At 73.7% G+C, this 21,114-nt stretch carries 20 protein-coding genes; 11 read left to right on the top strand and 9 right to left on the bottom strand.

The window, feature by feature from the left end:
- Window positions 1-112: 112 nt before the first annotated feature.
- The 3 genes from BJP25_RS34250 to BJP25_RS19225 are packed head-to-tail and all read right to left on the bottom strand — an operon-like array spanning window position 113 to window position 2,891.
- The gene (locus BJP25_RS34250; protein WP_158075686.1) at window positions 113-256 is read right to left on the bottom strand and encodes a hypothetical protein; all 144 of its coding nucleotides are present in this window, start codon (window positions 254-256) and stop codon (window positions 113-115) included.
- On the bottom strand, window positions 253-1,221 hold the full coding sequence (locus tag BJP25_RS19230) for an MBL fold metallo-hydrolase (RefSeq protein WP_198943555.1): 969 nt from the start codon (window positions 1,219-1,221) through the stop codon (window positions 253-255). The genes BJP25_RS34250 and BJP25_RS19230 overlap by 4 nt, the downstream gene beginning before the upstream one ends.
- The gene (locus tag BJP25_RS19225) at window positions 1,218-2,891 is read right to left on the bottom strand and encodes an FAD-binding dehydrogenase (protein ID WP_233158163.1); all 1,674 of its coding nucleotides are present in this window, start codon (window positions 2,889-2,891) and stop codon (window positions 1,218-1,220) included. Before BJP25_RS19225 ends, BJP25_RS19230 begins: the two co-directional genes overlap by 4 nt.
- 109 nt (window positions 2,892-3,000) lie before the next feature.
- Here BJP25_RS19225 and BJP25_RS19220 point away from each other — a divergent pair, with 109 nt between their 5' ends.
- The 4 genes from BJP25_RS19220 (at window position 3,001) to BJP25_RS19200 (ending at window position 9,275) form a co-directional block, all read left to right on the top strand.
- The gene (locus BJP25_RS19220; protein ID WP_075976357.1) at window positions 3,001-4,185 is read left to right on the top strand and encodes a PucR family transcriptional regulator; all 1,185 of its coding nucleotides are present in this window, start codon (window positions 3,001-3,003) and stop codon (window positions 4,183-4,185) included.
- A 236-nt stretch (window positions 4,186-4,421) separates the two neighbouring features.
- Window positions 4,422-4,874, top strand: coding sequence for a hypothetical protein (locus BJP25_RS19215; protein ID WP_075976356.1), 453 nt, complete (start codon window positions 4,422-4,424; stop codon window positions 4,872-4,874).
- A gap of 454 nt (window positions 4,875-5,328) precedes the next feature.
- Entirely contained in the window at window positions 5,329-7,485 is a 2,157-nt protein-coding gene (locus tag BJP25_RS36475; RefSeq protein ID WP_332888640.1) for an SGNH/GDSL hydrolase family protein, read from the top strand.
- Between the two features lie 80 nt (window positions 7,486-7,565).
- Complete coding sequence (locus BJP25_RS19200) at window positions 7,566-9,275, top strand: transketolase-like TK C-terminal-containing protein (protein WP_233158155.1); 1,710 nt, start codon at window positions 7,566-7,568, stop codon at window positions 9,273-9,275.
- A gap of 77 nt (window positions 9,276-9,352) precedes the next feature.
- Here BJP25_RS19200 and BJP25_RS19195 read toward each other — a convergent pair whose 3' ends face one another.
- On the bottom strand, window positions 9,353-9,859 hold the full coding sequence (locus BJP25_RS19195; RefSeq protein ID WP_158075685.1) for a hypothetical protein: 507 nt from the start codon (window positions 9,857-9,859) through the stop codon (window positions 9,353-9,355).
- 247 nt (window positions 9,860-10,106) lie between these two features.
- Here BJP25_RS19195 and BJP25_RS19185 point away from each other — a divergent pair, with 247 nt between their 5' ends.
- The 7 genes from BJP25_RS19185 to BJP25_RS19155 all read left to right on the top strand — a co-directional run bounded on the left by BJP25_RS19185 (window position 10,107) and on the right by BJP25_RS19155 (window position 16,942).
- Window positions 10,107-10,451 (top strand): ArsR/SmtB family transcription factor, encoded by a 345-nt coding sequence (locus tag BJP25_RS19185; RefSeq protein WP_075976351.1) that lies wholly within the window; start codon window positions 10,107-10,109, stop codon window positions 10,449-10,451.
- Window positions 10,448-10,681, top strand: coding sequence for a hypothetical protein (locus BJP25_RS19180; protein WP_075976350.1), 234 nt, complete (start codon window positions 10,448-10,450; stop codon window positions 10,679-10,681). Before BJP25_RS19185 ends, BJP25_RS19180 begins: the two co-directional genes overlap by 4 nt.
- A complete protein-coding gene (locus tag BJP25_RS19175) occupies window positions 10,678-11,514 on the top strand; it encodes a sensor domain-containing protein (protein WP_075976349.1) in 837 nt (278 codons plus the stop codon). Before BJP25_RS19180 ends, BJP25_RS19175 begins: the two co-directional genes overlap by 4 nt.
- Window positions 11,515-11,531: 17 nt before the next feature.
- Window positions 11,532-12,299, top strand: a complete 768-nt coding sequence (locus BJP25_RS19170) for an ABC transporter ATP-binding protein (protein WP_084794191.1) — start codon at window positions 11,532-11,534, stop codon at window positions 12,297-12,299.
- On the top strand, window positions 12,299-14,779 hold the full coding sequence (locus BJP25_RS19165; RefSeq protein WP_075976439.1) for an ABC transporter permease: 2,481 nt from the start codon (window positions 12,299-12,301) through the stop codon (window positions 14,777-14,779). The genes BJP25_RS19170 and BJP25_RS19165 overlap by 1 nt, the downstream gene beginning before the upstream one ends.
- Before the next feature lie 102 nt (window positions 14,780-14,881).
- Window positions 14,882-16,444: a tryptophan halogenase family protein gene (locus BJP25_RS19160; RefSeq protein WP_075976348.1), complete on the top strand. Its 1,563-nt coding sequence runs from the start codon at window positions 14,882-14,884 to the stop codon at window positions 16,442-16,444.
- Window positions 16,445-16,450: 6 nt separating this feature from the next.
- Window positions 16,451-16,942, top strand: coding sequence for a flavin reductase family protein (locus BJP25_RS19155; protein WP_233158154.1), 492 nt, complete (start codon window positions 16,451-16,453; stop codon window positions 16,940-16,942).
- Between the two features lie 49 nt (window positions 16,943-16,991).
- Here BJP25_RS19155 and BJP25_RS19150 read toward each other — a convergent pair whose 3' ends face one another.
- Genes BJP25_RS19150 through BJP25_RS19130 form a run of 5 tightly spaced genes read right to left on the bottom strand, consistent with a single transcriptional unit; the run spans window position 16,992 to window position 21,107 of the window.
- On the bottom strand, window positions 16,992-17,876 hold the full coding sequence (locus BJP25_RS19150; RefSeq protein WP_075976347.1) for a helix-turn-helix domain-containing protein: 885 nt from the start codon (window positions 17,874-17,876) through the stop codon (window positions 16,992-16,994).
- On the bottom strand, window positions 17,854-18,873 hold the full coding sequence (locus BJP25_RS19145) for an ATP-binding cassette domain-containing protein (protein WP_075976346.1): 1,020 nt from the start codon (window positions 18,871-18,873) through the stop codon (window positions 17,854-17,856). The genes BJP25_RS19150 and BJP25_RS19145 overlap by 23 nt, the downstream gene beginning before the upstream one ends.
- Before the next feature lie 4 nt (window positions 18,874-18,877).
- Window positions 18,878-19,096, bottom strand: a complete 219-nt coding sequence (locus BJP25_RS19140) for an MbtH family protein (protein WP_075976345.1) — start codon at window positions 19,094-19,096, stop codon at window positions 18,878-18,880.
- Window positions 19,093-19,860 (bottom strand): FkbM family methyltransferase, encoded by a 768-nt coding sequence (locus tag BJP25_RS19135; protein ID WP_158075684.1) that lies wholly within the window; start codon window positions 19,858-19,860, stop codon window positions 19,093-19,095. Before BJP25_RS19135 ends, BJP25_RS19140 begins: the two co-directional genes overlap by 4 nt.
- A 35-nt stretch (window positions 19,861-19,895) precedes the next feature.
- On the bottom strand, window positions 19,896-21,107 hold the full coding sequence (locus tag BJP25_RS19130; RefSeq protein ID WP_075976343.1) for a cytochrome P450: 1,212 nt from the start codon (window positions 21,105-21,107) through the stop codon (window positions 19,896-19,898).
- Between the last annotated feature and the right edge of the window lie 7 nt (window positions 21,108-21,114).

The raw sequence follows: 21,114 nt of genomic DNA, 5'->3' as shown, positions 1-21,114 counted from the left end.
CCGGTGTTCCCTTGATGCCGTTGTAGGCGGTGACGACCTGGTCGGCGGCCTGCGCGGGGGCGACGACGGCAAGGGGGATGTCGTGGGGCCGAGGGTTGTGCAGGGCTCCGAGTTAGGACAGCGCGAAGCCGATGCACAGCAGGCCGACGCCGACGGTGAGCAGCAGCGTGCGCGGGGCGAGGGCCTCGGCCAGCTCCTCGCGGAAGGTCTCGGGGCGGGGAGGCTCCTGGGCTCCGGCGGGGAGGTGGCTGGTCACGGCGTTCTCCTGGTGTGGTCGGGCCAGGGATCAGCGGGGCTGCCGACGAGGGGCATCTGGACGGACACGCCGTCGCGGCTGCCTGCCTGGGTGAGGAACCGCATCGTGGTGTTGAAGTCGTCGAACACGCGCGGCAGCGGGCGCAGCGGCCGGTGTAGGGGACGGGTGAAGTTGTCCCAGTGGATGGGCAGGACCCGGCGGGCGCCGACGGCGGTAACGGTCTCGGCCCAGTAGTCGGCCCGGAACCGGTCGTCCTGCTTGCCGAGGGTGCCCACGCCCAGGTACACGGTGTCGGCCTGCTGGTCGGCGAGCGCGCCGGGCAGGAAGTTGGCGCTGGCGTGCACCAGCAGGGCGCGGTCGCGGTGGGTGACGTGCAGGGAGTAGCAGTCCCCGGTCCGCCAGTCCCGCATCCGGGCCGGTGGGTCCAGGGGGTGGTCGATGGTGCCGGGGACGCGGTCACCGGGGCTGTGCTGGGCGGGCAGCGCGGTCAGGGTGAACTCGCCGAACCGCATGGGCTGCCCGGGCTGCACGACGGTGACGCGGTGGTCGGCGAGGATCCCGGCGGTGCGCGCGGTGGAGGTTGAGCCCAGCAGCTGGGCGCCGGTGGCGGCGGCGACGACGGCGGAGTCCAGGGCGTGGTCGTAGTGGGAGTGGCAGACGAAGACCGCGGCCAGGTCGGTGACACCGGCCAGTCGCAGCGCGGCGGCGATGCGTGCCCGGTCGGGTGCGATCCGCCGGGCCAGGGTCCGCACGATGCCGGGGCGGCTGAAGAAGCCGTCGGTCAGGACGGCGGTGTGCCCGTCGTCGAGCAGCACGGTGGACACGCCCAGGAAGGTCGCCCGCACCTGCCCGAGGCTGGCTGCGGCCGAGGGTTCGAGCAGGTGCAACCACGGGCGCAGGCTGTCTGTGCACAACTCCCGCACCAGGGTGGGGATGACGTGGAAGCGCGGGGCCTGCCGGGTCACGCGGTGGCCTTGGCGACGGCGCGACCGGCTTGGCGGCCGGAGAACAGGCAGCCGCCCAGGAAGGTGCCTTCCAGGGAGCGGTAGCCGTGGACCCCGCCACCGCCGAACCCGGCGACCTCGCCTGCGGCGTACAGGCCCGGGATGGCCGAGCCGTCGGCGGCGAGCACCCGGCCGGCCAGATCGGTCTGCAGACCGCCGAGGGTCTTGCGGGTGACGATGTTGAGCCGGACGGCGACCAGCGGACCGGCTGCCGGGTCGAGGATGCGGTGAGGTGCGGCGGTGCGGACAAGGCGGTCGCCCCGCGACTTGCGCGCGTTGTGGATGGCCATGATCTGAGCGTCCTTGGTGAACGGGTTGTCCACCTGGCTGTCGCGGGCGCGTACCTGGGACTCGATCAGCGCGAAGTCGACGCCGGGGTCGGGCACGAGGCGGTTCATGCCTGCCACGAGCTCGGGCAGCGTGTCGGCGACGACGAAGTCCTCACCCTTGTCCAGGAAGGCCTGCATCGGAGGAGCTGCGCCTGGGCGGACGCGGGACAGGGTCAGCCGGATGTCCTTGCCCGTGAGGTCGGGGTTCTGCTCCGACCCCGACAGCGCGAACTCCTTGGCGACCACCTTGTAGGTGGTGAGGAACCAGGAGTGGTCGTACCCGCTGCGGCCGATCGCCCCCAGCGTGCTCAGGGTGTCGAAACCGGGGAAGTCCGGGGCGGTGAAGCGCCGCCCGTGCGCGTCGAGCCACATGGCCGAGGGGCCGGGCAGGATGCGGATGCCGTGCCGGGCCCAGATGGGGTTCCAGTTCCGCAGGCCTTCGGTGTAGTGCCACATCCGGTCGCGGTTGACCAGCCGAGCGCCTGCCCGCTCGCTGATGCGCAGCATGCGGCCGTCGACGTGCTCGGGGACCCCGGAGATCATCGACTTCGGCGCCGTGCCGAGGCGGGCGGGCCAGTTGGCGCGGACCAGGTCGTGGTTGGCGCCGATCCCGCCTGAGGTGACGACCACGGCCTGCGCGCCCAGCTCGAAGGCACCGACCTCGGCGCGGGAGCTCGCGGTGCCCCGCGCGGCGTCGCTCGGCTCCAGGACCGCCCCGCGGACACCGGTCACCGCGCCGTCGGTGACGACCACCTCGTCGACCCGGTGCCGGAACCGGAACCGGATGCGACCGGCCTCAGCGGCGGCACGCACCCGTCGTTCGAACGGTGCCACCACGCCCGGTCCGGTTCCCCAGGTGACGTGGAAGCGGGGCACGCTGTTGCCGTGGCCGTCGGCCAGGCCCCCGCCGCGCTCGGCCCACCCGACGACCGGGAAGAACCGCACACCCTGGTCGTGCAGCCAGCGGCGCTTGTCCCCAGCGGCGAACTCCACGTAGGCCTGGGCCCACCGCAGGCCCCAGTAGTCCTCCCCGGCGGGGTCCTCGACCCCGCGGTCGAAGCCTGCGCTGGACAACCAGTCCCGCATCGCCAACTCCGCAGAGTCCTTGATGCCCATCCGGCGCTGCTCGGGCGAGTCCACCAAGAACAAGCCGCCGAAGGACCAGAACGCCTGACCGCCCAGGTTGGCTTCGGGCTCCTGGTCCAGCAGCAGTACCCGCCTGCCTGCACCGGCAGCTTCAGCGGCCACCACCAAGCCGGCCAGGCCTGCGCCCACGACGATCACATCGGCGTCCACCAGCACTCCTGTCCTCACGATCTTCGGAGCCCAGCTTGCAACCGGCTGATGAGGTCGGCAACCGCATCGGTGCGGGATGATGGGTGCATTCATCACCGGATGACAAGGAGGCCGTGTGCGCGAGCAACGCGAACTGGTGGCTTCCCTGGTGCGCCGCAGGGGGGAGCAGTTGCGCGCCGGGGTGCTGGACGTCGTGCTCGACGCCGAACCCGCCTACCGGGCCCTGGCACCCGAGCAGCTCCAGGAGGTGCAGGCGATCGCGATGTGGGCCCTTGACCGGCTCGTCGAATGCTGGTGCACCGACCAGGGCCTCGCCGAGGCCGACCGCGCCCGCCTGCGCGGTATCGGAGCCGCCCGCGCCCGGGACGGCCGGGCGCCGGGCGCGGTCCTGCGCGCCTACCGGGCCGGTGCCCTCGCCGCCGTCGACGTCATCTTCGAGCTGGGGGATGGACACCTGGACCAAGCCGACGCCCAAGCCCTCGCGCGCAGCACGCTGATCGCCGTGGATGCGGCATCCGAGGCCATCACCGACGGCTACACCGCGGCACACCACCAACTCGACGAAGATCGCGACCGAGCGCTGCGCAACCTCATCGACGACGTCCTCGTCGGCAGGCACAGTTCCTCCGCGGCCTTCGCCGCCCGCTGCCGCCAGTTGCAGGTCGAGCTGACCGGCGCCCTGCAACTGCTCGTCGTGGCGATCGACGATCCCGCCGCCGACGCCGCACAGCTGGTCAGGGACCTCAGCATCGACGGTGTGCCACCCCCGCACCTGCTGACCACCCGCGGATCCCGGGCCGTCCTGATCGTGCCCGGTGACCTCGAGGTCCCCGGATCGCTGCGGCCCGGCGGTTGGCGTGGATGCCTCCTTCCAGCGGCCGACGGTGCAGCCGTCGCCGATGCCTATGCCCTGGCCGTCGTCGCGCTGGACTACGCACCCGACCACGCCTACGTCCAGCAGCCCTTGCTGACCGAAGGCGACGCGCACGTCCTCGCCCTGCTCACCGGTCGTCCCGCAGCGGACCCCGGGCGAGCCGCGGCGACGGTTCTGCGGGCACTGCTCGAACCGCGCAATGACCACCTGCTCGCTGGCCTGGAGGCCCTGTTCGCAGCCGGAAACGCCATCGAAGCCGCCCACGCGCTGCACCTCCACCCCCAGACGTTGCGCTACCGCATCGCTCGCGCGCGACAGATCAGCGGCCGCGACCCGCGCGACCCCTGGCAACGCCTCACCCTCGAAGTGGCCCAGCGAGCGTGGGCGGCGTGCCACGACACCTCCGCGACCAGGGACCCCGACTGATCCGGCTCCACGGGCCCGTGCTCCTCGCGCACGTGGTGCTCCTCGGTCTCGTGTGGTGGAGCGCGGGGTGTCCGAGGTCGCGTCGAGCAGCAGTTCCTCGGGGCGGCGTTCCAGGACTTGGGCGCAGCGCAGCAGCATCTCGGGACTGAGGCCGCGGTGACCGTTCTGCCGGGCTAACCCAGCCCCACCCGACACCGCAGAGTCGTGCCCGGCTCGCGCGAGGACGCGCCGCGCCAGTGCAGTTCTCGGCCTCGTTCGGGCCGACAACGCCGACCAGACCGCCCAGCGGACCGCCGACCAGGCAGACCCGGGCCGCCCAGGACCCCGGAACCCCGCAGGGCGCGGGCCTCGCGGGCGCCACCACCACTGCCGTGGTCCTGTTCCTGGCCTTCTACTGCGGCGGCTACGTGGCGGGCCGCATGACCCGGTTCACCGGCGCGAGGCAGGGCCTGGCCGTGTGGCTGTGGACGGTCGCCATCGGCCTGGTCGGCTCGCTCGTGGCGGCCATCTCCGGGGCCAACATCACCGTCCCTGGGGGCTTTTCGACGCTGCCGATCAACCAGGACACCCTCACCACCGGCGGCGTCATCGCCGCCCTGGTCGCCCTCGTGGGCGCCGTCCTCGGCGGTGTGGCGGGCATGCGCTTTCACCGCAAGGTGGACAACGGCGCCTTCGACACCGAACTCTGACCGGACGGGTCGCCGCCGGGACGAGCAGTCCCACTGCCACCCCGGCGGCACCCAGCCCAAGTCACTCGGGTGCGGGTGGTGGACCCGGCCGCGCCAGCAGATCCACTGTGGACCAAGACAGGTGAGGCGTCGAGGCCCGCCTGCCGCTCACCACCGCGGCGCAGGTGCCGCAGCGCACCAGCCCGCGCGCACGAGCGCGGGCGCTTCGCCACGCCAGGCGGCGGGAGCACGCGCGTCCTGGCCGACAGCACGCGACGCTCGCGCTCCCCGGCGTCGCGCTGCCGCCGCCGGAGCCCTGGAGCTGGCGTGCCACCCCGCCCGTCGGGCCTTGGTCACCACCGTCGGCGTCGGGTGGGTGGATTGCTCTGTTCGGTCTCTTCTCCAGCGCGGCAGGCCGTTCCTACCCTGTACTCACCGCGATCGCGGTGCCACCCCCGGTGATGGGAGCAGGCTCATGGATCGGTCCTGGTCGCGGTTGCGGGTAGCAGGGGTCTCCGGTGTCGGGGTCGCGATGGTCGCCGGCGTGGTGGTGCTCGGCCAGGCGAGCGGGTCGCCCGCCCGGGCCGACACGGGCATCAGCGCCGACGAGGTGCTGGCCGGGGTGGTGTCGGTCGCGAACAGCTACCCGGGTGGGCTCGGGGCGCTGCTGGGCCTGTTCAGCACGGGGGAGTGCGCCGGGGTCGTGTCCTATGCGGACGCTCCGGCGACGTGCCGGAACGTGCTGGAGCAGGTGCGCGGCGCGGGTGCGGGGCAGTCGGCGCCGCAATCGCTGCCGGACCTCGGTGGCGAAGTCGACCAGAACCCCTGGCCCACAACGGCTCCCGACCCCGACGACCAGGCGGCGCAGCAGCAGCTGGCCGAGGCGGGCGCGCCCTCCGACCTGGCAGGCGGGCTCGCGCAGAACCCGCCGGTGGTGCCCGACCCGTACAACACGCTCCCCTCCTTCGTCGGCGGTCCGCGCCCCGACCCGTGCACCCCCACCTCCACGACCGCGCAGCCGACAGTGGTCACCCGGGCGCTCGCGGGCAAGGAGGGCCAGGCCGCGGCCACCGCCACAGCCACCGCGCTGCCCACCAGCACCGTCGCGACGAGCACGGCGCTCCCGAGCAGCACACCGGTCAGCACCCCACCGCCGACCACGACGACCGGCCCGTGCCCGACCACCACCGCACCGACGAGCCCGCCGAGCAGCTCCCCCACGACCAGCCCGACCCCGAGCACCTCGACCACCAGCACCCCGTCGAGCACCAACTCCACGCCCCCGAGCTCGACCACCACCACGAACCCCTGCCCCACAACGACCTCCACCACACCGACAAGCACCACGACGACGAGCACCACCCCGACCAGCACCACGACGACCAAGCCGACCACGACCACCCCTACCAGCACCACGCGCCCCACCACGGTCACCCCGACGACCACCGGGCCGACCACCACGGCGACCCCGACCACCACGCGCACCACGGTCACCCCGACCACCGCCACCCCCACCTCGGTGACGAAGACACTGCAGCCGACCGCGGTCCCGAACGGGGCCGCCGCGACGACGACCACCTCGTGCCCGCCGACCACCACGACGACCACGCCGACGACGACCACGACCACCACCACGACGACGACCGCTCCGCCGCCTCCGCCGCTGCTGGTGGCCGTCGGCGACTCGGTGACCTCCGGGCACGAGGCGCGACCGGGCCGGGCGGTGTGGACGACCTTCTGCGACGACCCGGGTGCCGGGCCCGCCGCGCCGGGGTCGAGCTGGGCGGGCACCCTGCGGGCGATCCTCGGGGTGCCGTGGAACAGGTACTTCAACTTCGCGCACAGCGGCGCCTCGACCGGCGACGTGCTGCTCACCTCCCCCTACGTCAACCCGTGCGGGGTGGTCTCGCAGGGGGCGCGCCCGCAGATCGGCGACGCGACCGCGGTGCTGGCGGCCAACCCGAGCCGGAAGGGCAACGCCAACGTGGCCGTGGTGACCGCCGGGGCCAACGACTCCAACTGGGTCGCGGTGGCCACGCAGCTGGTCTCGCGCAACCTCGGCGGGGCGATCGGCGGCCTGTTCGGCGCCGCCCCGGCGTGGGCGGTCAGCAACGCGGGCACCTGCACCGACTGGGCGATGGGCAACCCGCGCGGCAACCCGACCCCCGGTGTCCCGCGCGGCCCGATCCCGGCGGCGTGGAACGGGCCCGCGGTCTCCGCGGCGCTCTCGGCCAACACCACCAGCATCCACCTGGCCCTGATCGGCGCCGACCCGGGCGCCCAGGTGCGCCAGCACCTGTACTACAAGTGGATCGGTGACCCGAACATGCCCGCGGTGTGCGGCCCCGCCGTCCTGCGCGCCACCAACATGATGAACGGCTGGATCAGCACCGGCGTCCTGGTGGCCCAGATCGTCTGGGCGCTGCGCGGCGGCAACCCGGCCCGCATCCAAGCCGTCTGCCCGGCCCTGTGGAACCCCGGCCCCGCCTTCGTCCAGACCCGCCTGATCTCCTTCGGGGCCAACTGGGCACTGCTCCCCGGCTATCCCCACCCGAACGCGGGCGGCCGGGCGTCGATGGCCAACTGCGTCAACGGCACCCTGCCCAAGGCCGCGGGCGGCGGGATCGCCTGAGCGACCAGGCCACCGCACCCCACCCCCAGCTGGGAGAGGTCGTCTGGATCGTCGAACTGAACCGGCAAAGCCTGGACCGCGTGGTGCCCGATGTCGGCGCCACCAGGCTGCGGGGAATGTTCGACGCCGCGGGGTGGCAGGTGCTGACCGTGAAGTACGGGCGGTTGCTGGAGGAGCTGTTCGCCCGAGAGGGCGGGGACGCGCTGCGGAGGCGAATCGATGAGATGAGCAATCCGGAGTACCAGCGGCTGCTCCGGTGCACGGCCGCGCAGCTGCGGGACCGCTTGCCGGACACGCCGGAGCTGGCCCGCCTGGTGGCCGCTGTGGACGACGACACCCTGCGCGCCGCGGTCCGCGACCTCGGCGGGCACGACATGCGGGCGGTCGGTGACGCTTTCGCCCGCATCGACGACACCCGCCCGACGGTGATCTTCGCCTACACCGTCAAGGGGTTCGGGCTGCCCAGTGAAGGACATCCGCACAACCACTCCGCACTGCTGACCGCCGAGCAGTTCGCCGAGCTGGCCACCCGTTCCGGGATGTCGGTCGAGGCGCCGTGGCAGCGGTTCGAGGCGGACACCGCGGCCGGGCGTGTGTGCGCCGCGACGGCCGAGCGGCTGCGCAGGCCGCCCGTGCCACCGGGCGCCGTTCCGCCGCTGCCCACGGACATCGGCCGCACCCCGTCCGGGCGCGCGACCACGCAGGCCGCCCTCGGCCGCGCGCTGCTGGACCTGCTCCGCGAGGCCCCGCAGGCCGCGCGCCGGGTGGTCACGCTGTCCCCGGACGTCAGCTCGTCGACCAATCTCGGCGGCTGGGTGAACAAGGTCGGGGTCTGGTCGCCGGACGAGCGGCGCGACTGGTTCGACGACGACCCGGAGACGGTCCTGCACTGGCGGGAGCACCCGACCGGACAGCACCTGGAGTTCGGGATCGCGGAGGGCAACGTGGTCGGTGCGCTCGGCGAACTGGGTGCCACCTGGTCGCGGTGGGGACAGCCGCTGCTGCCGATCGGGGTGCTCTACGACCCGTTCGTCGAGCGCGCGCTGGAGCCGTGGTCGTTCGGGATCTACGCGGGCGGGCAGTCGATCCTGGTCGGTACGCCGTCGGGCGTGTCGCTGGCGCCGGAGGGCGGCGCGCACCAGTCGATCACCACTGCCTCGGTGGGGCTGGAGCAGCCCGGCTGCACCTCCTACGAGCCCGCCTTCGCGATCGAGGTCGAGTGGATCCTGCTGGCCTCGCTCGCGCGGCTGGGCCGCCCGGACGGGACCAGCACCTACCTGCGGCTGTCCACCCGGCCGGTGGACCAGACCTCAGCCGCGGTGCCCGCGGACGCGGCCGCCCGGGAGCGGCGGCGCAAGCAGGTCGTGGCCGGTGCCTATGCGCTGCGGCGGACCTCCGGGACACCCGCGCTGACGATCGCCGCCATGGGCGCAGTGGTTCCGGAGGCGCTGGCCGCGGCCCAGCGGCTGGAGTCGATGGGCACCGCGGTCGATGTGGTCGTCGTGACCAGCCCGGGGCTGCTGTTCGACGCCGTGCGGGCCCGCTCGGGCCACGGCCAAGCCGACACCGGGGTGCTCGGCGCCGCCTTCCCCGCCCACCGGGCGGCGCCCCTGGTCACCCTGCTCGACGGCCACCCGCACACGCTGGCGTTCCTCGCGGGCATCAACCAGGTCCGCGCCACCCACCTCGGCGTGACCCGCTTCGGCCAGTCCGGCGACCTGGAGAGCGTGTACCGGTACCACGGCATCGACGCGGACTCCGTGGTCGCCGCTGCCCTCGACCTGGTGTGACGGTCCTGAAGCACGCCCCACTGCCGCGGACCTGCGACGCGACAGCGGGTCGGGTAGGGCGTGAAGTCCCGCTCCCTTCAGGACTCACCCGCCTGGCCGAGGTGTGGTGAGGGGCCCCGCTCGGTGAGACGACCGGTCGTGTTGTCGGCGAGCAGGTCGAGCGCGGCACCGGCCTCGATGGTCGGATCGATGACCGAAGCCGAGCGCACCGCTGACACGATGAGCTGCATCAGGGCCTCGACCATCACCTCGACCGTGAAGTCGTGCTCGGAATCGAGCCACTGGGCGGTCGCCTCGTCGAGCGCCGCGACCGCGGCCCTCCCCATGAGCCGCAGGGCGGCGTTCTCCGCGTCCAGCCCGAGGAACTGCGCGGCCGCCTTGATGGCGTCCCACCTCGCGGCCTCGAACACCTCCCGCACGGCGGGGTCGGTCCCGCGGCCCCCCAGTATCAGTCGACGCGCCAGGCCCCGGTGGTGCGCGAGATAGCGGAGATGGGCAGTGAGGGCGGCGCGGAGGTGCTCGCGCGGATTCCCGTCGCCCGCGGGGGTGAAGGGCACGCGCATCTGTTCGGCGGTCTCGTGCACCACGTCCTGGTCGGCCCCCGACTGGGGCTGGGCAGGGCAGCCCTAGACATCGCCGTGTCAAAAGCCTCCCAAAAGGCACTGGCCTACACCAGCATCGAGCGGCAGAGCAGGCAGCGTTCGTCGGAGTCGCGGTGGTGGCCGAGATGCTCGGACGTTGTCGGGGCGCCAGAAGGTGAACTGGTCTGCCTTGTTTTGACAACGGGCATTTCATCTGTAAGTCTTGTCTTACGGGTGAGCGGGAGGTGTCGTGACCAGCGAGGAGTTGTTGGCCCTGCTGGCCGCCATCGGCCACACCCAGCGGTTGCGGATCATCGGTGAGCTGGCGAAGGGGCGGGTGCACGTCAGCGAGCTGGCCCGCCGGTTGTCGTTGTCGCGGCCGCTGCTGTACATGCACCTGGAGCGGCTGGAGAAGGCCGGGCTGGTGGTGGGCAACCTGGAGTTGTCCGCGGACGGCAAGGCGATGAAGTTCATCGAGCTCGCGCCGTTCGAGGTGCGGGTGGACGTGGGGACCGTGCTGGCGGTGCTCCGCGAGGACGAGGAGCGGGCCGCGGCCGACTCCGGGGCACAGGGAAGTGGGGGGACCACCACATGACCGGCGGGATCATCGCGGTCGTGATCGTGCTGATCACCATCGGCGGCATCACGGCGAGCCTGGTGTCGTACTTCCGGCTGCAGCGGCACCGGGCCGACGCCGTGGCGATGGCCTCGTACCGGAAGCTGGCCGAGCAGGCCGTGCACAACCAGCGGGCGCTGGAGGAGCGGTTGCGCGAGCTGGATGGACGGGTCGCGGCGGTGGAGCAGCTGCTGCGGAGCGTGGGATGAGCTCGGCGCGGTCCGCGCGCCTGGGGGGCGCACCGCTCCGGCTCCTGCTCACCCCGGCCCCGTGGGCCGCGACCGCGTACCTGGTGTCCTACCTGGTCGTGGGGCCCGCGCTGTTCGCGTTCCTGGTCGCGGTGCTGCTGCTGGCCTTGGTCGCCAACATCACCTGGTTGGGGCTGCCGGTCGCGGTGGGTGCCGCCGGGCTGGTGCGCGGGTGCGCCAACGTCGAGCGGTTGCGTGCGCGGGGGATCACCGGCGTGGTCGTCGTCGGCGGGTACGCCGCGGTGACCGGGTCCGGGGTGATCGCGCAGGCCCGCCTGCGGTGGTCGGACCCGGCCACGCACCGCGACCTCGTGCTGCTCGTCCTGCTGTTCCCGGTGCTGCTGGTGCTCGACACCGCGGCGCTGGTGCTGTGGGTGTCGGTCCTGGGGCTGATCACGCTGCCCGCGTGGTTCTGGGCCATCCCGCAGACCTGGCCCAACGGCGAGACCGGGCACGGGCTGATGATCGGCTCGTTCCCGGACGGGCCTGCCGCCGGTGGGGTGGGCCTGTGGATCGGCGACGTGGGCACGGCGCTGCTCGTCGCCGCCGGCGCTGTCGTCGTGGCCGTCCTCATCGGCGCGCCCGCTGTCACCGCGATCGCGCGGTTGCACGTGTGGGCCGTTGCCCGGTTGTTGGGCCCCGGTGTGGATCCGCTCGCCCCGGTGCGGGCCGTGCTCGACGCCCCCGGTCCGCTCCCGATCGACCCATACGGCGCCAGAACGCGCGGTGCCACCACGCACGACATGGACGCGCACCGCACCGAAGAGATCCGCGGGGTGAACGACCCCGCCTGAAACGTTGGGGGAAGCACGTGCACACCGAGGTGGTCCGGCTGGACTCCGTGCGCAAGACCTACGGCGATGGCCGGGCCCAAGTGGTCGCGCTCGACGACCTGAGCATCGGCTTCGGCCAGGCGACCTTCACCGCCGTCATGGGACCCTCCGGCTCCGGCAAGAGCACCTTCCTGCACTGCGCGGCCGGGCTCGACCGGCCCACCGCGGGCCGGGTCGTGCTCGACGGGGTGGAGCTGACCGACCTGGACGAGAAGGCGCGCACCGAGCTGCGCCGGGACCGGATCGGGTTCGTCTTCCAGGCCTTCAACCTGATGCCCGCGTTGACGGTGCTGGAGAACGTCGCGCTGCCGCTGAGGCTGGCGGGCCGGGCGCCGGACGAGGCGCTGCTGCGGGAGGTCATCCGCCGCGTCGGGCTGGCCGAGCGGGCCGAGCACCGGCCCGCCGAGCTGTCCGGTGGCCAGCAGCAGCGGGTGGCGATCGCGCGGGCGCTGGTCTCCCGACCCGCGGTGATCTTCGGCGACGAGCCGACCGGGGCCCTGGACACCCGCACGGCGCTGGAGGTGCTGGCGCTGCTGCGCGAAGCCGTCGACCGCGACGGCCGCACCGCCATCGTCGTCACCCACGACCCGGTGGCCGCCTCGCACGCCGACCGGGTCGTGTTCCTGGCGGACGGGCGGATCGCGGGCGAGCTGCACAAGCCGACCGCGCAGGCGGTCGCGGACCGGATGACCCACCTGGGCGCGTGGGCCGAGCAGGCGACCGCGCCGGTGCGGCGGGTGCGCTGATGTTCTGGCTCTCCGCGCGCGCACTGCGCACCAGCCCCGGCTCGTTCGCCGCGGCGCTGATCACCCTGCTCTTCGGCGCGACGGTCGTGCTGGCCTGCGCCGGGTTGCTGGAAACCGGGGTGCTGCGGGCCGTCCCGCCGCAGCGGCTGGCCCAAGCCGCCGTCGTCGTCTCGGGCGACCAGGACAACCCCGGTGAGGCGCAACCGCTGCCGGAGCGGGTGCGGCTGCCCTCCTCCGCAGTGGCGTCGTTGGGCGTGCTGCCCGGCGTGCGGGCCGCGGTGGCCGACCGGTCCTTCCCGGTCGGGCTCCCCGGGGGCGGCGCCGTCACCGGGCACGGCTGGGCCTCCGCCGCGCTCGCGCCGTATGCGCTGGTGAGCGGCACCGAGCCGCGCGGCGAAGGCCAGGTCGTGCTCGACGAGCGGTCGGCGCGCGGCGCCGGACCTGGTGACGTGCTGCGGCTGGTGGTGCGGGGTGAGGCCGAGGAGTTCACCGTCACCGGGATCGCCCGCGCGGACGGTGTCGCGGAGACGGCGGTGTTCGTCACCGACGGCGCCGCGGCCGCGCTGTCCGGGCACCCCGACCAGGTCGACGCGGTCGCGCTGGTGTCCGACCGCGACCCCGCGGAGCTGGCCGAGGCCGCGACCGGGGTGCTCGGTGGGGTCCGCGCCGTGGCGCTGACCGGGGACGACCGGGGGTTGGCCGAGTTCCCCGGCGCGCAGGACAGCGGGTCCCGGCTGATCTCCATGTCAGCGGTGTTCGGCGGGGTGGCGATCCTGGTCGCGGTGTTCGTGGTGGGCAGCATCCTCGGCCTGCTCGTGCGCGGGCGGGCGCGGGAAGTGGCGCTGCTGCGCGCGGTCGGCGCGACTCCGGAGCAGGTGTTCCGAATGCTGCTGGGCGAGACGATGGTGGTCGCCGTCATCGCGGCGGTGCTGGCCCTGGTGCCCGGCAGGCTGCTGGGCGGGTGGCTGCTGGACCGGTTGGCCGCCAGCGGTGTCGTGCCGCCGCAGGTGGTGTTCCACCAGGGGTGGATCCCGGTCGTCGTGGCCGTCGGGGTGACGCTGGCCGCCGCCGTCGGCGCGACCTCGATCGCCGCACGCTCGGCGACCAGGACCCGGCCCACGGAGGCGCTGGCCGAGTCCGCGCTGCCCAAGAGCTGGCTCACCCCGGGCAGGCTGGTGTTCGCGCTGATCGCCCTCGCGGGCGCGCTGGGGCTGGCCGTCGTCACCGCCGCGGTGATGACCGGGGGAGTGGCGGCCAGCACGGCCGGGCCGTCGGCGATGCTGTGGGCGGCCGGGCTGGCGCTGCTGGCGCCGGGATTGGCGCGGGTGCTGCTGGGCGTGCTCGGCGGTCCGGTGCGCGCGCTCACCGGACCCGCGGGCCGGTTGGCCGTGCTGACCTCGCGGGCGCGGCGGGTGCGGGTGGCGGGGGCGATCACACCCGTCATGCTGGCCTCCGGGCTGGCCACCGCGCTGATCTACATCCAGGTGTCGCAGACGGCGGTGGCCGAGCGCGAGTTCACCTCCTCCTTCCGCGCGGACGCCGTGGTCACCTCGACCGCGGGCGGCCTCGACCCGGAGGTGGTCCGCGAGGTCGCCGCGCTGCCCGGCGTGCGCGCCGCGTCCGCGCTGGTGACGGGGGAGGGTTACCTGGTGCTGCCCGACCCCGAGGACCCCGACGACGAGCCGGACACCGCCGCGTTCGAACTGCGCGGGGTGACCGCGGCGGCGGCCGGGCAGGTGACCGCGGCCCGGCTGACCGCGGGCTCCTTCGACGACCTGACCGGCGACTCAGTGGTGCTGCCGGACACGCTGGCCGAGGAACAGGGGCTGACCGTGGGCAGCGGCGTACGGCTGCGCCTCGGCGACGGCCGGGAGGTCTCCGCCACGGTCGTCGGCATCGCGGCCGCCACCCCTGGCTTCGAGGCGGGGTACGTGCCCGCGGACCTGGCGCTGGCGCACTCGACCACCGGTCTGCTGCCGCAGGTGCTGGTGACCGGGGACGTGGGCGCGCTGGCCGGGTTCGCCGCGGCCACCCCCGGCGCGGCCGTGGCCGACCGGGACGCGGTGCTGGCGGCCAGGACCGCGGCGAACGCCACCGGCGCGTGGGTCAACTACCTGATGGTGTCGGTGATCATCGGCTATGCGCTGATCTCCCTGGTCAACACCCTCATCGTCGCGACCGCCGAGCGCAGGCGGGAGTTCGCCCTGCAGCGGCTGATCGGCGCCACGCGTGGCCAGGTGCTGCGCATGGTGGGCGTGGAGGCCGTGCTGGTCGCGGTGCCCGGGCTGGTGCTGGGAACCGTCGTCGCGCTCGCCGCGCTGGCCCCGTTCGGCATCGCGCTCGACGGCTCACCGCTGCCATCTGGTCCACTGTGGATATACTTGGTCGTGCTGGCGGGCGGCGCGGTCCTCACCGCCGCGGCAACGTTGCTCCCCGCGCTCGCGGTTCTCCGCACACCCCCTCTTGACGCCGCGGGATGACGTCCCCACCAGCGCCTTTCACGCCAGGCTGAACTCCTTGGAGGCGGGGTCCCCCCGACCATAGAATCGCCGGCACGGCGACATTCCACTGGGGGACAAACGATGTCGAACAGCGTGACCATAGTCGGCGGCGGCACCGCCGGCTGGATGACGGCCTCCTACCTCAAGGCCGCGTTCGGCGACCGGGTCGAGGTGACCCTGGTCGAGTCGGGCGTGGTCGGCACCATCGGCGTCGGGGAGGCGACGTTCAGCGACATCCGCCACTTCTTCGAGTTCCTCGGGCTCGAGGAGGAGGAGTGGATGCCCGCGTGCAACGCCACCTACAAGCTGGCGGTGCGCTTCCAGGACTGGCGCGCGCCGGGCCACCACTTCTACCACCCGTTCGAGCAGATGCCGTCGGTCAACGGCTTGCCGCTGGCCGACTGGTGGCTCGGCGGTCACGGCGGCTCGGACCGGTTCGACCTGGACTGCTTCGTGATGGCCTCGGTGTGCGAGAACGAGCGCAGCCCGCGCCACCTCGACGGCTCGATGTTCGAGCGCGAGGCGGCCAAGCGCCGAAAGGGCGAGTCCTACGGGCTCACCATGTCCGAGCACCAGGGCAAGACGCAGTTCCCCTACGCCTACCACTTCGAGGCGGCGCTGCTGGCCGACTACCTTGCCGAGTACGCCAAGTCGCGCGGCGTGCGGCACGTGGTCGACCACGTCACCCACGTGCCGCTCGACGGGCGGGGGTGGATCGCGGGCGTGCGGACCAAGGAGCACGGCACGCTCACCGGTGATGTGTACGTCGACTGCACCGGGTTCCGCTCGCTGCTGCTCGGCGGCGCGCTGGAGGAGCCGTTCGAGTCCTACCAGGACACCCTGCCCAACAACCGGGCCGTGGCGCTGCAGGTGCCGCTGGACATGGAGCAGCGCGGGATCCGGCCGTGCACGACCGCGACCGCGCGGGACGCGGGCTGGATCTGGACCATCCCGCTGTTCGGCCGCATCGGCACCGGCTACGTCTACGCCGAGGACTACCTGGAGCCGGAGGAGGCCGAGCGCACGCTGCGCGAGTTCGTCGGGCCTGCGGCGGCGAACGCCTCCGCCAACCACATCCGGATGCGGATCGGGCGCAGCCGCAACTCGTGGGTGAACAACTGCGTGGCGATCGGGCTCTCCAGCGGTTTCGTCGAACCGCTGGAGTCGACCGGCATCTTCTTCATCCACCACGCGATCGAACAACTGGTCAAGCACTTCCCCGGACCGGATTGGAACCCCGTGCACCGCGAGCGGTACAACGCGGCGGTGGGAAACGTGATGGACGGGGTGCGGGAGTTCCTGGTGCTGCACTACCAGGCCGCCGCGCGCAACGACACGCCCTACTGGAAGGACGCCAAGCTGCGCGAAGTGCCCGACGGCCTGGCCGCGCGGATCGAGGGGTGGCAGTCGGAGCTGCCCGACTCCGAGAGCATCCATCCTTACTACCACGGGCTCCCGCCGTACTCGTACATGTGCATCCTGCTCGGCATGGGTGGCATCCCGCTGCGCTCGTCGCAGGCGGTCGCGCTCGGCGACGCCGACGCCGCCCGGCGGGCATTCGGGAAGGTGCGCAGCACCGCGCAGTCGATCGTGCGCGACCTGCCGACCCAGTACGAGTACTTCGCCCACATGCGCGGGGCGTGAGCCGTGGTGGCCGAGCAGGCGGCCGCGGTCCCGGCGGGGGACTTCCGGGGCATGATGAGCCGCTTCCCCACCGGGGTGTCGGTGGTGGCCTGCACCGGCGCCGACGGCTCGCCGCGCGGGCTGACCTGCTCCTCTGTGTCCAGTGTGGCCCTATCGCCGCCGACACTGCTGGTGGGGCTGCGCACGGCCAGCCCGGTGCTGGCCGCCTTGGTCGAGGTGGGCCGGTTCGCGGTGACGCTGCTGCACGCGGACGGGCGTTGGGCGGCCGAGCTGTTCGCGTCGGGGGCTGCGGACCGCTTCGACCGGGTGGCGTGGGTCGCCGGGGCGGCAGGCCCGCACCTGTCGCTGGACGGGCACACCGCGGCGGACTGCGCGGTGCTGGCGACGCAACGAGTGGGTGACCACACGGTGGTCTTCGGCCAGGTCACCGCGATCACCAGCTACCAGGACCGCCCCCCGCTCCTCTACGGGCTGCGCAGCTACCGCGCCTGGTCCTGACAGGACACGGGGGGAGGACCGGCGGGGCCGGCCCTCCCCCCGTGTCCTGTCAGACGAGCAGGGCCACCGCGCCGTCGGACTCCTGCCCGAGCAGCGCCCTGCCCAGCGGCGTCACGGAGTGCAGCACGTGGTTGCGGACGCGGCGGGTGCTGATCAGCCCGGACTGCCGCAGGACCGCGGCGTGCTGGCTGGCGCTGGCCGAGGAGATGCCCAGTCGGACAGCCAACTCGTTGTTGAAGCACGGGTCGACCAGCTCGCGCAGCACGGCCGCGCGCGTCTGCCCCACCAGTGCGCCCAGCGCGGCGGGTTCGGTGGCCCGCACGGGTTCCAGCAGCCGCGCACCTGCGGCGGGCGGGGTGGCGAACACCAGAGCGGGCGTCCCCGTGCCCGCGCCCGGGTCCAGCGCCGCCGCCGGGCGCGGGGCCAGGAATACCGAGGGAGCGACGATCACGCCGCGCCCGCCGAGGTGCAGCTCGCCGGGCGGGCAGCCCTCGACCGAGAGCACGGTGCCGTCCCAGGTCGCCCGCGGGTGCAGTGCCGAGAGCAGGCGCTCGACCCCGTCCCGCACGGCGACGCGGCCACGCCAGTCCGCCTCGGCCGTCAGGTGGTTGCTGATCCGCCGCCAGTGCGGCGCGATGGCCGCGCCCCAGAGGGTGCGCGCTCCCAGCGCGACCCGTTCCCCTTGCGCTCCCCGACCCCCCGTGGCGCCGGTGACCACCTGGTGCAGCTGCTCGGGCCCCAAGTCGTCGACCGGCGGGCAGGCGGCGGCCAGCCGGGCGCCCTGGCGCGACCGGGCGAGCCGGTCGCGCAGGTGGTGGTGCACGCGGCCACCGCGCTGCTGGAGCAGCCCGATGGCGAAGACGGCCTCGCTGAGCGGCCCGAGCGTGGGCCGCAGCTGTGTGCGCGCGAGGTCATCTGCGGTGAAGTGGATCATCAGCACTGCGTTCCCCCGTGTCCGGTCTTCGCCCACGCCCGTCGGCCAGCGCGCGCGGGCGCGAGACCAGGCGCAGGAACGCGTCGTCGAGCGTCGGGCGGCGCACGGAGAGGTCGACGAGCGGCACCCCGGCCGCGGACAGCGCGAGGACCACCTCGCTGACCTGCGCCGCGCCGCCGGGGAGCGGCACGCTGACCGCCCCCGTCCCCGTGTCCGCCGCGGGCGGCCCCCCAGGGCCGGTGAGCGCGCGCACGGCGGTGGCCAGGTCCTGCGGACCGACCACCACCTCGGCGCGCGCGGTGCCCGCCTGGGCCTTCAGCTCGGCGGGCGTTCCCCCGGCGAGCACCCGGCCCGCCGCGACAACCGCGACCCGGTCGGCGAGCTGGTCGGCTTCCTCCAGGTACTGCGTGGTGAGCAGCACCGTGACCCCGTCGCGCACCAGTCCGCGCACCGCGTCCCAGAGGGCGGCCCGCGAGGCCGGGTCCAGCCCGGTGGTCGGCTCGTCGAGGAACAGCACGCCAGGCCGGGCGACCAGGCAGCACGCCAGGTCGAGCCTGCGGCGCATGCCCCCGGAGTACCCGGCCGCCGGGCGGTCGGCCGCGGCCACCAGGTCGAAGCGGGTCAGCAGGTCGCGGGCGCGGGCCGCGGCGCCGCGCCTGCCCAGGTGCAGCAGCCTGCCGAGCATCACCAGGTTCTCGCGGCCGGTGAGCGCGCCGTCCACGCCCGCGTGCTGGCCCGCCAGGGCGATGCTGGAGCGCACAGCGTGCGGCGCGCGTTCCACGTCGTGCCCGGCCACGACTGCCCGGCCACCGTCCGGCACGAGCAGCGTGGCCAGGATCCGCACGAGGGTGGTCTTGCCCGCGCCGTTGGGCCCCAGCAGGCCGAGCACGGTGCCCGCCCGCACCTCGAGGTCGACCCCGGCGAGCGCGGTGGTGCCGCGGAAGCGCTTGCGCAGCCCGGTGACCTCCACGGCGAGGTCCGGGTCGGCGGCGGACACCGGCTCAACCCGCCGGGGCGGACCCGCGCTCGCGCAGCCCGCGCGGGCGCAGGTCGGTCCACTCGGCCTCGACGTGGGCCACTGCGTCGGCACGGCTGCCCGCGGCCTTGGCCACGGTCCAGCCCGCGGGCACCTCCGCGAAAGCGGGCCACAGGCTGTACTGGTCCTCGTCGTTGACGAGCACCAGGAACTGGCCGTCCTCGTCGTCGAACGGATTGGTCACGATCGCTCCCCTCCTCCTCGCCGCGCGACCGCCCGGTGGGCGAACGCGGTGTACCGGTCACTGCCCGCGAGCGCGGGCTCCTGCTCTGCGCGCACCTCGAACCCGAGCGCGCGCAACCGCCCCACCACCTCGGCCAGCCGCCCTGCGGTCGGTCCAGGGGCGTCGTGCACCTCGACCACGACTTGGCGGACGCCCGCCCAGTGCGCCGGATCGAGGCCGCGCAGCACCGCGGCCTCGGCCCGCTGCACGTCGACCTTGAGCAGGTCGACGCTGTTCACGCCCAGCTCCGTGAGCACGCCGGACAGCCGCCGCACGCGCGCCCGCACCGGCACCGCTCGGAAGCGGTGCGCGACCAGCTCGGCGAGCACCGCAGCCTCGTCCGGGTCGGTGACCCCCGCGGTGCGGGCCACCAGATCGCGGTCGGCGCGGACGTCGGCGTGCGCGGTCTGGGCGGACATGGTGGTGAAGCCCGGGTGGTAGGTGAACTCCACGTCCTCATCCACATCGGACAAACCGATGGGCAGGACGTGGGCGCTCGGGTGCGGTGCCAGGTTGCGCCGCAGCACGTCCACGAGCTGCGGTACGGGTTCGCACGCGTAGACCGTCGCGCCCGGGCTCTCGGCGAGGGCGAACAGCGAGAACACCCCGATGTTCGCGCCGACGTCGACGACCACAGCCCCGGGCGGTAGGGAGAGCGGCGGGGGCAGGTACGCGCGGCGGTCGAAGATCTCGGCGCGCAGGTGCTCAGTCTCGTGGTCGTTCACCCCGAGGATCTGGCCAGGGTCCACCGCGGGCCCGGTCACCGGGCGGCCGCCGAGCTGACGCGCACCGGGGCGCTGCTCCAGCCGTGCACGAACGAGGAGTGCAGCCGCCGCGGCTCCCCGGTGAGCTCGATGGCCGACGCCTGCTCCCGCCACGCCTCGAGCACGGACGAGACGTGGGCGCGGCCGAGGAAGGCCCCCAAGCAGTAGTGCGCGCCATAGCCGAAGGCGACGTGCCGGTTGCCCGCCCGGCCCAGGTCGAAGCGCTCCGGGTCGGGAAAGACCGCCGGGTCGCGGTTGGCCGCGCTGTTCCACAGCAGCACGGCGTCGCCCGCGCGGACCACCCCGCCGCCGAGCTCGACGTCGACCAGCGCCCGGCGGCCGAAGTGCATCGGCGGGGTGACCCAGCGCAGCACCTCGTCGGTGGCGGTGTCCAAGCCGACCTCGCCCGCGCGCAGCGCCGCCCACTGGTCGGGGTGCGCGGCCAGCGCCAGTCCCGCGCCGATCGCGGACATCCGGCTGGACTCGTCCGCGCCCAGGATCAGGCTGTAGCAGTTGAACACGACCTCCTCCGCCGACAGCGGCGCACCGTCGACCAGGCCGGTGGTCAAGGCGCTGAGCACGTCGTCGCCGGGGTTGCTGCGGCGCCGCTCGGCCAACTCGCCGAAGTAGAGCAGGATCTCGTTTCGGGCCAGCACCTCGTCGAGATCGGTGTCCCACGCGCCGTAGCGGCTCAGCGTGCGGTTGTTCCAGTCGACGAGCATCGGGCGGTCAGCGGCGGGGATGTCCATCAGGTCGCCGACGGTGTTGATGGGCAGGTGGTCGGCCAGGTCCGCGGCCAGATCGGTGTCGCGGTCGAGGGTGGCCTCGACCAGCGCGCGGGTGCGCGCCCGGACGCGGTCGACGACCGCGCTCAGCAGGCGGGGGGAGAACGAGCGCAGCAGCAGTGCGCGGATGGCCCGGTGCCGGGGCCCGTCGGTGACGGCGAGCATCCGGCCCGCCGCGGAGTCGCCGCCTGCCAGCAGTGTGGCGGCGACGTTGCCGCCCTCGGAGGTGAACCGCTCGGCGTCGCGGTAGACGGCCACGACGTCGGCGTGCCTGGTCAGCGACCAGAACCCGGGTCGGGTGCCGGTGGGCGCGCTCCAGTGCACCGGGTCGTGCTCACGCAGCCTGCGCCAGAGGGCGGGCAGGTCCTCGGTCACGAAGGTGCTGGGCTCGGCCAGGTCGGGGTAGGTCGACGAGGTGGTCATCGCAGTC

This window comes from Actinokineospora bangkokensis (assembly GCF_001940455.1).
GTDB lineage: Bacteria > Actinomycetota > Actinomycetes > Mycobacteriales > Pseudonocardiaceae > Actinokineospora > Actinokineospora bangkokensis.
The sequence above is the reverse complement of the archived record's forward strand: the minus strand, read 5'-3'. Positions and strand labels throughout refer to the sequence as shown.